The following is an 11,900-nucleotide window of genomic DNA, read 5'->3' as shown; positions in this document are numbered from 1 at the left end:
TAGCGTGCGCGCCATGAATTCGTGGCACCACGCGCAGTCGGCCGCCCGCAAGTGGGGCGGCGAGCCGGAGGACTACCTGGCGATCGAGGAGTTCATCGACTCCTCCAAGCAGGTCATCGGGGACGTGCGGCACCGGGCGATGTACCACCACACCATGGGCGTGTACCTCTGCCAGCGGATCTTCGGCACCACGCTGGAGGTCGGCCGCAAGCGCGTCCCGGTGCGGCTGATCGCCGAACGGCACATCCTGGAGGACCTGGGCTGGCTGCCGTCGCCCGCCGACTACCTCGACGGGATGCCGATCAAGCCGTGGATGTCCGGTGCGCAGCGCAGGCAGGTGCCGCTGTCGGTACTGCTCGGAGAGGACAACCGTTGAGCCACACCAGTTTCCTGGGCATCCCGGTCGAGGGGACCATCACGAAGTCCGACCGGGTGCCGCAGCGCCCGCTGTCGGAGCTGCAGCCGCTGCTGCGGGCACTGCTGGACGACGAGAAGATCGTGGAGTTCGGCTGGCGGCAGTACACGCCGTACTTCAACGACGGCGACCCGTGCGTGTTCGGGATCTACGGGTTCTGGGTGCGTACCGCCGCCGACGACGATGAGCTCGACCGGGACGAGCTGCGGGTGGCCGAATACGAGGACCCGCACCCCTCGCTGGGCGGCCACCGCCGGGAGGGCGACGGCTGGTCCCGGCAGCTCGGGCCGTACGAGGGCGAGCAGCAGGAGCGCTACGGCCGGGTGCGGGAGCTGGGCGACGCCCTGCTCGCGGACGTCTTCGCCGACGTGCTGCTGGAGGCGTTCGGCGACCATGCTCAGGTGACCGTGCGCCGCACCGGCATCGTGGTCGAGTCGTACAAGCACGGCTGACCGGCTCCATCCGGGCCGGTCGGCCGTTCCGGATCAGCGATCACGCTGGGTAGATCGCTGATCCGGGTCAAGATGTGCCGTCCAGCTGCCAGATCTGACCGAAAACGGTGATCATGCCAACCCCGGCCGAGGTCAGCAGGCGCCCATCGCCTCGGCCAGGCGCAGGTGGCGGCGGGCCTCGTCGTGGCGGCTCTGGCGCTGGAGGGTGCGGCCCAGCATCAGGTGGGCGTAGTGCTCGGCCGGGTCGCGGTCGATGACCAGCCGCAGCTGCTCCTCGGCCCGGTGCAGCTGGGCCGAGTGGTAGTAGGCGCGCGCCAGCAGCAGGCGCGGGGCGACGTCCTCGGGCACCTCGGCGACGACGTCGGCGAGGATGCCGGCCGCGGTGATGTAGTCGCCGTAGTCGAAGAACAGGCGGCCGCGTTCGTACTCCTCCAGGATTCTCACGATGTGGTGTAACCGTTTGGCGGTCCGCCGCATTCCGGGGCAGCATCGGTGCCATGGCGCACTCCATCATCTCCCCGCCGGTCCGCTGAGCGGACGGCGTCGCCCACTGCCGTGACGGCCTAGGCCGCACGCCGGTGGCCCGTCCGCGTACGCGGAATCCGACGGCCATCGAGACAGTGGAGAAGCAGGAAAATGGAGTCCTCAACCGGGCTCGCGCTGGACCGCGCGAGCACGACCGCGTCGTACGGGCGCGGCTTGTTCTTCGTCGGCACCGCCGCGGTCGCCTGGGGCACCGGCGGCGCCGTCGCCACGGTGCTCTACCGCACCAGCGGCCTCGGGCCGCTCGCGGTGTCGTTCTGGCGCCTGGTCTGCGGCATCCTCATGCTGTACGGCCTGCGCGCCCTCACCCGCGACCGCACCCCCGTCCGCCCGCGCCACGCCCTCGTCCTCGGCGTCGGGCTGGCGATCTACCAGACCGCCTACTACGGCTCCATCGCGTACGCCGGGCTCGCCGTCGGCACCGTGGTGACCCTCGGGGCCTGCCCCGTGGTGATCGCCCTGGCGGCGCGGGTGGTGCTCGGGGAGGCGCTGACCGTCGCGCGGGCGGCCTACATCGGCGCCGCGCTGGCCGGGCTGGTGCCGCTGGTCGGCTCGGCCGGGACGGCGGGGGAGAACCCGCTGCTCGGGGCGGCGTTCGGGGTGCTGTCGGCGGCCGGGTACGCGGTGGTCACGATCTACTCGCGGCGTACCGGCGGAGACCTGTCCTCGGTCACGGCGGCGGCGTTCGTGGTGGCGGCGCTGTGCGTGGCGCCGCTGGCGGCGTGGGAGGGGCTGCTGCCCGCCGCGTCCGCGGTCGCGGTCACGGGGGCCTGGCTGCTGTACCTCGGGGCGGTGCCGACGGCGCTGGCATACCGGCTGTTCTTCGCCGGGGTGACGGCGGTCCCGGCGACGGTGACAGCGGTGGTGACGCTGCTGGAGCCGGTGGCGGGGGTGCTGATCGCGGTCGGGCTGCTGGGGGAGCGGCTGACGGCGCTGGCCGCCGCCGGAGCGGGCCTGATGCTGGCCGCAGTCGCAGGCCTATCCCGCCGCTGACCCCGGCTGCCGCTGACCCCGGCTGCCGCTGACCCCGGCTGCCGCTGACCCCGGCTGCCGCTGACCCCGGCTGCCGCTGTCAGCCGCCGTCGGCGTTCGTTTCCTCGGTCAAGATCGCCGTTTCGGGTCGTTTGCTGACCTGGAAGTGCGCATTCTGACCGAGAACGCCGATCACCATGCCGTCCGCTGCTGCCGGGGCGGCGCTTTTGATAGACGCTGGCCTATTACGTGGACTGGGGCAAGATCGAAGTCGATGTGATAGGCCAGCGTCAATGTGAAGAGTCAGTGTAAAGCGGGGTGGGGTGTGGGTGGAGGGGGCGAGGTGGGGCGGGGCGCGCCCGTCGGGGAAGGGTGGGAGCGCCCCGGGTCCGGGGTGGGGTCAGTAGCCCCAGCGGGACTTCAGGTGGCGCCACCAGTCGCGCAGCATCCACTTGTCGAACTCGGTGATGTACGTCGCGCTGCCCGCGTTCATGATGAAGCAGCACTGGCCGGTCGGCGTCCAGTCGTAGAAGTCGTCCAGCCCGAAGCTGTGGCCCATCTCGTGCAGCAGGATGTGGATGTTGTCGGTGTTCAGGTTGCCGGTGAAGTACTCGCTGCCGATCCGCTGACCCCAGTCGCCGCCGGCCCCGCCGGTCATGCCCGCGGTGAGCCACAGCGACATGTCGTAGTGGTGCGAGGCGCCGCCGGGGCAGCCGGAGTAGTTGCCGTCCTGGTGGAAGAAGCGCCCGCACGGCTCGCCGCACTGCGGCGCGTTCTCGCGGATGTTGTTGACGTACACGTCGACGGAGTTGTCGGTCCACTCCAGCGTCGCGCGGTCGCGTACGGCCCAGCCGACGACCTTGACCGGCACGTTCGCGTACGGCCAGCCGTTGTGCCCGGCCATCACGTCCATCCACTTCTTGAACTGCCGGGCGAGCGCGGTCTGGATCTGGTCGCGCTGGGTGGCGGTGACGTGGGCGGCGGAGTCCCAGCGTACGCAGTAGTTGATCTGGCCGCCCCCGGCCATGACCTGGTCCCAGCCGTAGTTGCGGAACGTGTAGAGCTGGTTGTACGTGCTCTCGTAGTGCGCCCACACCTCGTTGAGCGGCTGCACCAGGTTCGCGGGCGGGTTCCAGCCGCTGCTGGGACTCGGGCTGCTGCTGGGACTCGGGCTCGCCGACCGCGAGGGCGACGGCGACGGCGAGGCGCTGCGCGAGGGGGACGGCGACGGCGAGGCGCTGCGGGTGGGCGAGGCCGACGGCGAGGTCGGGGTGGTCGTCCCGGTGCAGGTCACGCCGTTGAGCGTGAAGCTCGCGGGTACGGGGTTGGCCGCGGTCCACGCCCCGTTGAACCCGACCGAGGTGCTGGCGCCGGTGCCGAGGCTGCCGTTGTAGCCGAGGTCGACGGCGGTGACCTGGCTGCCGCTCTGGCTGAACGTGGCGTTCCAGCCCTGCGTGACGGCCTGTCCGGCCGCCGGGAAGGTCCACTTGAGGGTCCAGGCGGTGACCGGGTCACCGAGGTTGGTCAGGGCGACGTCGGCGGTGAAGCCGCCGCCCCACTGGGACGAGACGCGGTAGGTGACCTGGCAGCCCGCGGCCGCGGCCTGCGCGGTGGGCACGAACAGGCCCCAGGCGACGGTGGCGAAACCGGCCGCGGCGGCGATGGCGGACGCGAAGAGGCGCCTTCGGATGGGGGACACGGTGACTCCCGGAGCGGATTCGGGCGCGCGGGGGGGCGCGCTGACGGGTGATCCGCGTGGGCGAGATACCCGGTCTCGGCGACACGCATTGACGCGCGACGAATCCTATAGGAATGGGAGCGATCCCACAAGCGGCATGATCGCCGTTTCGGGTCAGAGGATGGCTAATAACGCCATGTTCTGACCGGAAACAGCGATCATCCGGTCAGTGGCCGACCGTCTGCATGCCCTGGGGGTTGTAGCGGTCGCCCGCGACGGCGTCGGCGGGGACGGCTGCGGAGAGGCGGGCGAGGTGGTCGGGGGTGAGTGTCAGGTCCTGGGCGGCCGTGTTCTCCTCCAGGTACGACACGTGCTTCGTGCCCGGGATGGGCAGGATGTCGTCGCCCTGCGCCAGCAGCCAGGCCAGCGCGGTCTGGGCCGGGGTGGCCCCGACCTCCTCGGCCACCGCGCGCACCGCCTCCACCAGGGCGAGGTTGTGGGCGAAGTTCTCCTCCGCGAAGCGCGGCACGCTGCGGCGGAAGTCGTCGTCGGCCAGGTCGTCGCGCGAGGTCACCTTGCCCGTGAGCCAGCCCCGGCCCACCGGCGAGTACGCCACCAGGCTCACGCCCAGCTCCCGGCACGTCGCCAGCATCTCGTCCTCGACGAACCTGGTGAACAGCGAGTACTCCATCTGCACGGCGGCGATGGGGTGGACCGCGTGCGCGGTGCGCAGCGTCTGCGGGCTCACCTCGGACAGGCCGAGGTGCCGGACCTTGCCCTGGGCGACGAACTCGGCCATCGCCCCGACGGTCTCCTCGATCGGGGTGTCGGGATCGCGGCGGTGCATGTAGTACAGGTCGATCACGTCGGTGCCCAGCCGCCGCAGCGAGTCCTCCAGCGCCTGGCGGGCCCAGGCGGCCGAGGAGTCCACGAAGCGGCGCACGAGCTGGCCGTCGGGGCCGAGCTCGGCGCGGTTGGCGAACTTGGTGGCCAGCACGTACTCGTCGCGGCGGCTGCCCAGGGTGCGCCCGATCAGCTCCTCGTTGTGGCCGAAGCCGTACATGTCGGCGGTGTCGAGGTGGGTCACGCCCAGGTCGAGGGCGCGGCGCAGGGTGGCGGCCGACTGCTCGTCGTCGCGCTGCCCGTACGCGAAACTCATGCCCATGCAGCCCAGGCCGATCGCGCTGACCTCGGGTCCGTCGGTGCCGATACGCCGTGTCTTGCTCATGGTCGACTCCTCACTCTTCGTGTGGTCGAACTCCTCGGCTTCACTGATCATTCCCGTCGGCCGGGTCGGGATCGGATCGGTCGTCCGGAGCCGGTGGTTCGTCATCGGACTGCGAGCCGCCGCTGTCGCGGGAGGAGTGCGTCAGGCGTTCTGCCACAGGCCGAGCGGGTTGCCCTCGGTGTCGGCGATGTACGCGGTGAACCCCATCTCGCCGACCGCCTGCCGCTCCTGGAGCACCGTGCCGCCCACCGCCACCACCTTGGCCAGCGCGGTGTCGATGTCCTCGACCTCGACAGTGATCATCGGCTGCGTCACCGGCGCCGCGCGCCTGGTCATGCCGCCGTTGATGGCGCCCGGCTCGGCGGGCATGCCGCGGTCGTCGGTACGCGTCGTGCGTACCCAGATGTAGTCGAAACCGGGCATGTCGTCGAGTTGCCAGCCGAAGGCGTCGGTGTAGAAGGTCCGGGCCCGCTCCACGTCGTCGACGGGCACCTCGAAATGCACCACTTTGCCGCTCATGGCACCAGGCTAGGCAGCTCTGCCCCATCGGGTGCGACTTTCGGCGGACCGGCCCGGCGGCTAGGTTATGCGGGTGCGAACGACGGTCCTGACCCTGGCGATCGGCGCGTCCCTGCTCGCGGGCTGCTCCGGCCCGGCCGGTGCCGACCCCGCGCCCGCCCCGTCCGTGCCGGTGCGCGCGACGGCGGCCGCCGGGGGCGCCTGCCGCCTGCTGGACCAGGCCCGCATCGCGGAGCGGCTCGGGCTCGACCTCACCGTGGCCGGGTCGGCCCGGCAGGGCAAGACCAACACGTGTGTGGCCCGCCAGGCCGACGCGGCGCTGCCCGAGCTGAGCCTGTCGGTCACGCCGACCACCGCCGACGTGGCCGTGTTCAAGGACACCATCCCGCCCGACGGCGCCACGGCGGTGACCGCGCTGGGCAAGGCCGCTTTCCAGGCGATACGGCCCGCAGCCTCGGGCCGCGGGCCGTACGTGGAGATCGGATGGCTGGCGGGCAACGCCCGCCTGATGCTGCTGAAGGTGGTCCTGCCCGCGGGCGGGGACTCCGCCGCGATCGCCCCGAAGCTGGTCGACCTCGCGCGCGAGATCGACCGGGCCGGGGTCTGACCCGCCCCTAGCGGGACGTCGAGACGAACACCCGCGAGGCGACCTCGCGGGGCAGGCGCACCGGCTCGCCGCCGTGGTCGATGGCGACGCCGTCGCGCTCCTGCGCCACGGTGACCGTGGCACCCGGGTCGACCCCGGCGGCGTGCAGCTGGCGCAGCACCTCGGAGTCGGTCTGCACGCTCTCGCAGATGCGCCGCACCACGACCTGGCCGGTCAGGCCGGGGAAGGCCAGGTTGCGCTCCGGGTCGCCGTGGCCGGCGGTGTCGCGCGGGCTGATGTCCAGCGCGTCCAGGCCGGGGATCGGGTTGCCGTACGGCGAGCGGGTCGGCCGGTTGAGCAGGTCGTAGACCCGCTTCTCGACCGCGTCGCTCATCACGTGCTCCCAGCGGCAGGCCTCCTCGTGGGCCTCCTCGTACGGCATGCCGATGACGTTGACCAGCAGCAGCTCGGCGAGGCGGTGCTTGCGCATGACGGCGACGGCGTGCGCCCGGCCGGCCTCGGACAGCTGCAGGTGGCGGTCGGTCTCCACGACGGTGAGCAGCCCGTCGCGCTCCATCCGGGCCACCGTCTGGCTGACGGTGGGGCCGCTCTGGTGCAGCCGCTCGGCGATGCGGGCGCGCAGCGGCGGCACGCCCTCCTCCTCAAGTTCGAGGATGGTCCGCAAGTACATCTCGGTGGTGTCAATGAGGTCGGACATGAAATGGTCCTCTCCAAGTCGCTGGAAGCGATTCTATTGCGCGTCACCGTGGTGACACCTTCCAGGTCCTACGCGTTGATCATGTACGGCCCGGCCGTCCGGCGCGTCGTCGGGGCGGCATCGCACCCGCCGAAGTGTGGCAGGTGCGTGGGACGGTTCGCACCGACACGCGTGGGTCCGCCCCGATGGTGTTGACTGACGGATGTGCGTACACCTCTGATCAGTGCGGCAGACCTGGTGGCGCTGCTGCGCGCCCCCGAGCCGCCGACCGTGCTGGACATCCGCTGGCGGCTGGCCGGGCCGCCGGGGCGCGACGACTACGACGCCGGGCACGTGCCGGGCGCGGTCTTCGTGGACCTGGACCGCGACCTGTGCGGGCCGCCCGGATCGGGTGGGCGCCACCCGCTGCCCCACCCGCAGGCCCTGGAGGGCGCGCTGCGCGCCGCGGGCCTGCGCGAGAACCACCCGGTCGTCGTGTACGACGGCGGCGACGGCCTAGCCGCCGCGCGCGCCTGGTGGACGCTGCGCTGGGCCGGCGTCGCCGACGTGCGGGTGCTCGACGGCGGCTTCCCGGCGTGGACCGCGGCCGGCGGTGCCGTCGACGCGACGCAGCCCACGGTGACCCGTGGCGACCTGGTGGTGCGGCCCGGCGGCCTGCCGGTGCTCGACGCCGAGGGCGCCGCCGCGCTGGCCGGGCACGGCGCGCTGCTGGACGCCCGCACCGCGCCCCGGTTCCGGGGCGAGACCGAGCCGGTCGACCCGGTCGCCGGGCACATCCCGGGAGCGCGCAACCTGCCCTACGGCGACCTGGTCAACGCCGACGGCACGCTGCGGGCCGACCTGGCCGAGATCTTCGCCGCGTACGACGGCGAGCCCGTCGGGGCGTACTGCGGCTCCGGGGTGACGGCCGCGCACACCGTGCTGGCGCTGCACGCGGCCGGTCGCACCGACGCCGCGCTGTACGTCGGCTCGTGGAGCCACTGGATCACCGACCCGTCCCGCCCCATCGGCACGGGCGCATGAACGCGCTGGTGGTGTGGAGCGACAAGCTCCTGGCGTACGACCTCGGCGACCACCCGCTGGACCCGGTCCGGGTCGAGCTGACCATGGCGCTGGCCCGCGAGCTGGGCGTGCTCGACCGCCCCGGCGTCCGCCTGGTGTCACCCGAACCTGCCACCGACGACGAGCTGCTGCGGGTGCACCGGCGCGACTACCTGGAGGCGGTCCGGGCCGCCCCGGACGACCCCTTCTTCCGGGGGTACGGCCTCAACACCCCCGACAACCCGGTCTTCGACGGCATGCACGAGGCGTCGGCGCTGGTCTGCGGCGCCACCCTGGCCGCCGCGCGGGCGGTGTGGCGGGGCGAGGTCCAGCGCGCGGTCAACGTCTCGGGCGGCCTGCACCACGCCATGCCCGCCCGCGCCGCCGGCTTCTGCGTCTACGACGACCCCGCCGTGGCCATCGCCGACCTGCTCGCGCAGGGCGCGCAGCGGATCGCGTACATCGACATCGACGTGCACCACGGCGACGGGGTGCAGGAGATCTTCTACGACGACCCGCGCGTGCTCACCGTCAGCCTGCACGAGAGCCCGCTGTCGCTGTTCCCGGGCACCGGCTTCCCCGACGAGACCGGCGGCCCGAACGCCGCGGGCAGCGCGGTCAACGTGGCCCTGCCCGGCGGCACCGGCGACGCGGGCTGGCTGCGCGCCTTCCACGCGGTGGTGCCGTCGGTGGTGCGGGCGTTCCGGCCGCAGCTGATCGTGCTCCAGGCGGGGGCGGACAGCCACCGGCTGGACCCGCTGGCCAACCTGCGGCTGAGCGTGGACGGGCAGCGGGCGGCGCAACTGGCCGTGCGCGACCTGGCCGACGAGCTGTGCGACGGCCGCCTGGTCGCCACCGGCGGCGGCGGGTACGCGCTGGTCGAGGTGGTGCCCCGGACGTGGACCCACCTGCTGGCGATGATCACCGGCGAGCCGCTGGACCCGGCCACGCCCACCCCGCCCGCGTGGCGGGAGCTGGCCGCCCGGCTGCGCCCGGAACGGGCCGTGCCCGCGTCGCTGACCGACGGCGGCACCCCCGGCTACACGCCGTGGGAGCCCGGCGCCGAGGCCGACGCGCTGGACCGGGCGGTCATGGCGACCCGGCGGGCGGTGTTCCCGCCGCACGGGCTCGACCCGCACGATCCGAGGGACTGAGCGGTGCGCAGCGCGGACGTCCTGCTCGCCGACGGCACCGCGGTCCACCTGCGCCAGGTGGAGCCGACCGACGCCGACGCGGTGGTGGCGATGCACGCCCGGTTCTCCGAGCGCACCCGCTACCTGCGCTACTTCTCGCCGTACCCCCGGATTCCCGCCCGCGACCTGCACCGGTTCGTCAACGTCGACCACGTCGACCGGGAGGCGTTCGTGGTCGCCGCGGGCGACCGGCTGATCGCCGTCGGCCGCTACGAGCGGCTCGGCGAGGGCGCGCCCACCGCCGAGGTCGCGTTCGTGGTCGAGGACGCCTACCAGGGCCGCGGCGTCGGCTCGGTGCTGCTGGAATACCTGGCCGCCGCCGCGGGCGAGGTCGGCATCAGCCGGTTCGTGGCCGAGGTGCTGCCGGAGAACGGCGCCATGCTGCGCGTGTTCACCGATGCCGGATACGAGGTCAGCCGCAAGTTCGCCGACGGCGTGGTGGCGCTGACGTTCCCGGTCGCGCCGACCGAGCGCTCGCGGGCCGTGCAGGCCGAGCGTGAGCAGCGCACCGAGGCCCGCTCGGTGGCCCGGCTGCTGCGCCCCGGCGCGATCGCCGTCTACGGCGCCAGCGCGTCCGGCCGGGGTGTCGGCGCGGCGGTGCTGGCCCACCTGCGCGGGGCCGGGTTCGCCGGCCCGGTGCACGAGATCCACCCCAAGGCCATGGTCACCTCGGCGTCGCAGGTGGACGGCCCGATCGACCTGGCCGTGGTGGCGGTGCCGCCCGACGCGATCGCCGACGTGGTCGCCGACGCCGCCGCCGCGGGCGTGCACGGCCTGCTGACCCTGACCGAGCTGGACCCCGCCGCGCGGCGCGAGCTGGTGCGGTCGGCGCGGGCCGCGGGCATGCGGGTGATCGGTCCGGGCAGCCTGGGCGTCGCCGACGCCACGGTACGGCTCAACGCCACGCTCGTGCCCCGGCTGCCCTGGCCCGCCCCGCCCGCGCCGCCGGGCCGGGTCGGCCTGTTCTGCCACTCCGGCACCCTCGGCCTGCTGCTGCTGGCCGAGGCCGACCGCCGGCGGCTGGGCGTGTCGGTGTTCGTGAGCGCGGGCCGCCGCGCCGACGTCTCCGGCAACGACCTGCTCCAGTTCTGGGCCCAGGACCCGCACACCGACGTCATCGCGATGTACCTGGAGACCTTCGGCAACCCGCGTAAGTTCGCCCGCATCGCCCGCGCCGTCGGGCGGCACAAGCCGATCGTGATGCTCGCCGGGCACACGGGCGTCGGCGGATCGGGCCTCGACGACGCCGCCATGCAGGCGCTGCGCGCCCACTCCGGCGTGATCGAGACCGGCACCGTCGGCGAGCTGTTCGACGTGGCGATGGTGCTGGCTGCCCAGCCGGTGCCGACCGGCGCGCGCATCGGCGTCATCGCCAACGCGTTCCCGCTGGCCGCGCTGGCCGCCGCCGAGATCCGCGCCGCCGGGCTGCCGGTCGGGCGCTCCGGCGCCGTGGGGCCCGGCGCGAGCCCCGCCGAGTTCGGCGCGGCGGTGCGCGACATCGTGCGCAGCGACGACGTGGACGCGCTGGTGGTGGTCGTGGCGCCGCCGCTGCCGACCGGGCCGGTGGCCGCCGACCAGAGCGCCGAGACGGCGCTGCTGGAGCCGTACGCGGCGGCGCTGGCCGACGCGGTGGCCGACGCGGACAAGCCGGTGGTGGCGAGCTTCCTGGCCGGGCAGGGGCCCGCCGGGGTGCCGTCGTTCCGGTCCATCGAGGAGGCGGTGCGGGCCCTGGCCCAGGTGATCCGCCGCGCCGCCTGGCTGCGGGTGCCCCCGGGCGCGCTGCCGCCCTCACCGCCCGGCGCCGACCCGGACGCCCCCACGATCGAGGCACTGCTCGCGTCGTACGGCGTCGAGGTGGTCGGGGCGGTGCGCGCCCGGGGCGCCGCCGAGGTGGCCGCCGCGGCTGACGTGGCCGGGGCGGTGGCGCTGAAGGTGTCCGACCGGCCGCACCGCATCGATCTGGGCGCCGTACGGCTCAACGTCGCCGGGCCCGCCGAGGCCCGCCGTGCCTACGCCGACCTGGAGGAGCTGTTCGGCGCGCAGGTCGAGGTGCTGGTGCAGCCGATGGTCGCGCCGGGGGTGGCGGTCGTGGTCGAGGTGGTCGATGATCCGGCGTTCGGGCCGGTGGTCGGGTTCGGGCTCGGCGGGCCGGTGACCGAGCTGGTCGGCGACCGGGCCTGGCGGGCCGCCCCGCTCACCGACACCGACGCCGCCGCCCTGGTACGCGCGCCGAGGGCGTTCCCACTGCTACAGGGGTGCGATCTGGACGGGCTGGCGGAGCTGCTGGTGCGGGTCGGCCAGCTGGCCGACGAGGCGCCCCGGCTGCGGCGGCTGACCCTGAACCCGGTGCTGGTACGCGGCTCGGGCCTGTCGGTGCTGGGTGCCGCGGGCGAACTCGCCGACCCTCAGCCCCGCCCCGACACCGGCCCCCGCCACCTCCGCTGACCCCCGCCCCGTCCAGCGTCGCCTGCCTCGTCCAGCGTCGCCCGCCCGCCCGCGCCCACGCCCCGATTTTCATAGACGTTGGCCTATTACGTCGACTTCGATCTACTCGA

Annotated in this window: 12 protein-coding genes; 7 read left to right on the top strand and 5 right to left on the bottom strand. The window is 73.6% G+C overall.

Annotated features, from left to right (window positions below):
- Positions 1 to 13: 13 nt before the first annotated feature.
- Complete coding sequence (locus Cs7R123_RS34800; RefSeq protein ID WP_212832920.1) at positions 14 to 376, top strand: hypothetical protein; 363 nt, start codon at positions 14 to 16, stop codon at positions 374 to 376.
- A complete protein-coding gene (locus Cs7R123_RS34795) occupies positions 373 to 867 on the top strand; it encodes a hypothetical protein (protein WP_212832918.1) in 495 nt (164 codons plus the stop codon). The genes Cs7R123_RS34800 and Cs7R123_RS34795 overlap by 4 nt, the downstream gene beginning before the upstream one ends.
- A 132-nt stretch (positions 868 to 999) precedes the next feature.
- Here Cs7R123_RS34795 and Cs7R123_RS34790 read toward each other — a convergent pair whose 3' ends face one another.
- The gene (locus tag Cs7R123_RS34790) at positions 1,000 to 1,311 is read right to left on the bottom strand and encodes a tetratricopeptide repeat protein (RefSeq protein ID WP_212832916.1); all 312 of its coding nucleotides are present in this window, start codon (positions 1,309 to 1,311) and stop codon (positions 1,000 to 1,002) included.
- Between the two features lie 192 nt (positions 1,312 to 1,503).
- Between Cs7R123_RS34790 and Cs7R123_RS34785 the strand changes: the two genes are divergently transcribed.
- Positions 1,504 to 2,403 carry a DMT family transporter gene (locus Cs7R123_RS34785; protein WP_212832915.1) on the top strand — a complete coding sequence of 300 codons (900 nt, stop codon included), beginning with the start codon at positions 1,504 to 1,506 and terminating at the stop codon, positions 2,401 to 2,403.
- Positions 2,404 to 2,782: 379 nt separating this feature from the next.
- On the opposite strand, the gene Cs7R123_RS34780 is transcribed toward Cs7R123_RS34785, so the two are convergent.
- The 3 genes from Cs7R123_RS34780 to Cs7R123_RS34770 all read right to left on the bottom strand — a co-directional run bounded on the left by Cs7R123_RS34780 (position 2,783) and on the right by Cs7R123_RS34770 (position 5,807).
- On the bottom strand, positions 2,783 to 4,081 hold the full coding sequence (locus Cs7R123_RS34780) for a cellulose-binding domain-containing protein (protein WP_374707056.1): 1,299 nt from the start codon (positions 4,079 to 4,081) through the stop codon (positions 2,783 to 2,785).
- A 205-nt stretch (positions 4,082 to 4,286) separates the two neighbouring features.
- The gene (locus Cs7R123_RS34775) at positions 4,287 to 5,288 is read right to left on the bottom strand and encodes an aldo/keto reductase (protein ID WP_212832914.1); all 1,002 of its coding nucleotides are present in this window, start codon (positions 5,286 to 5,288) and stop codon (positions 4,287 to 4,289) included.
- 141 nt (positions 5,289 to 5,429) lie between these two features.
- Positions 5,430 to 5,807, bottom strand: a complete 378-nt coding sequence (locus Cs7R123_RS34770; protein WP_212832913.1) for a VOC family protein — start codon at positions 5,805 to 5,807, stop codon at positions 5,430 to 5,432.
- Between the two features lie 73 nt (positions 5,808 to 5,880).
- On the opposite strand from Cs7R123_RS34770, the gene Cs7R123_RS34765 reads away from it, so the two are divergent.
- Positions 5,881 to 6,414, top strand: a complete 534-nt coding sequence (locus Cs7R123_RS34765) for a hypothetical protein (RefSeq protein WP_212832912.1) — start codon at positions 5,881 to 5,883, stop codon at positions 6,412 to 6,414.
- A 7-nt stretch (positions 6,415 to 6,421) separates the two neighbouring features.
- Here Cs7R123_RS34765 and Cs7R123_RS34760 read toward each other — a convergent pair whose 3' ends face one another.
- Positions 6,422 to 7,111, bottom strand: a complete 690-nt coding sequence (locus Cs7R123_RS34760; RefSeq protein ID WP_212832911.1) for a metal-dependent transcriptional regulator — start codon at positions 7,109 to 7,111, stop codon at positions 6,422 to 6,424.
- Between the two features lie 195 nt (positions 7,112 to 7,306).
- Between Cs7R123_RS34760 and Cs7R123_RS34755 the strand changes: the two genes are divergently transcribed.
- From Cs7R123_RS34755 to Cs7R123_RS34745, 3 genes are read left to right on the top strand one after another with little or no spacing between them, the layout of a single operon-like run.
- Entirely contained in the window at positions 7,307 to 8,134 is an 828-nt protein-coding gene (locus Cs7R123_RS34755) for a sulfurtransferase (RefSeq protein WP_212834877.1), read from the top strand.
- Complete coding sequence (locus tag Cs7R123_RS34750; protein ID WP_212832910.1) at positions 8,131 to 9,306, top strand: acetoin utilization protein AcuC; 1,176 nt, start codon at positions 8,131 to 8,133, stop codon at positions 9,304 to 9,306. Before Cs7R123_RS34755 ends, Cs7R123_RS34750 begins: the two co-directional genes overlap by 4 nt.
- A 3-nt stretch (positions 9,307 to 9,309) precedes the next feature.
- Positions 9,310 to 11,790, top strand: coding sequence for a GNAT family N-acetyltransferase (locus Cs7R123_RS34745; RefSeq protein WP_244872334.1), 2,481 nt, complete (start codon positions 9,310 to 9,312; stop codon positions 11,788 to 11,790).
- Positions 11,791 to 11,900 lie beyond the last annotated feature (110 nt).

It is taken from the genome of Catellatospora sp. TT07R-123, assembly GCF_018327705.1.
GTDB lineage: Bacteria > Actinomycetota > Actinomycetes > Mycobacteriales > Micromonosporaceae > Catellatospora.
This window is presented reverse-complemented; position numbering and strand designations above follow the sequence as displayed.

What these genes read in the sequence shown, in the direction of transcription:
- Cs7R123_RS34800 (WP_212832920.1), top strand. Translation starts at nt 14, where the DNA reads ATGAATTCGTGGCACCACGCGCAGTCGGCCGCCCGCAAGTGGGGCGGC.
- Cs7R123_RS34785 (WP_212832915.1), top strand. Translation starts at nt 1,504, where the DNA reads ATGGAGTCCTCAACCGGGCTCGCGCTGGACCGCGCGAGCACGACCGCG.
- Cs7R123_RS34775 (WP_212832914.1), bottom strand. Translation starts at nt 5,288, where the DNA reads ATGAGCAAGACACGGCGTATCGGCACCGACGGACCCGAGGTCAGCGCG.
- Cs7R123_RS34770 (WP_212832913.1), bottom strand. Translation starts at nt 5,807, where the DNA reads ATGAGCGGCAAAGTGGTGCATTTCGAGGTGCCCGTCGACGACGTGGAG.
- Cs7R123_RS34760 (WP_212832911.1), bottom strand. Translation starts at nt 7,111, where the DNA reads ATGTCCGACCTCATTGACACCACCGAGATGTACTTGCGGACCATCCTC.
- Cs7R123_RS34750 (WP_212832910.1), top strand. Translation starts at nt 8,131, where the DNA reads ATGAACGCGCTGGTGGTGTGGAGCGACAAGCTCCTGGCGTACGACCTC.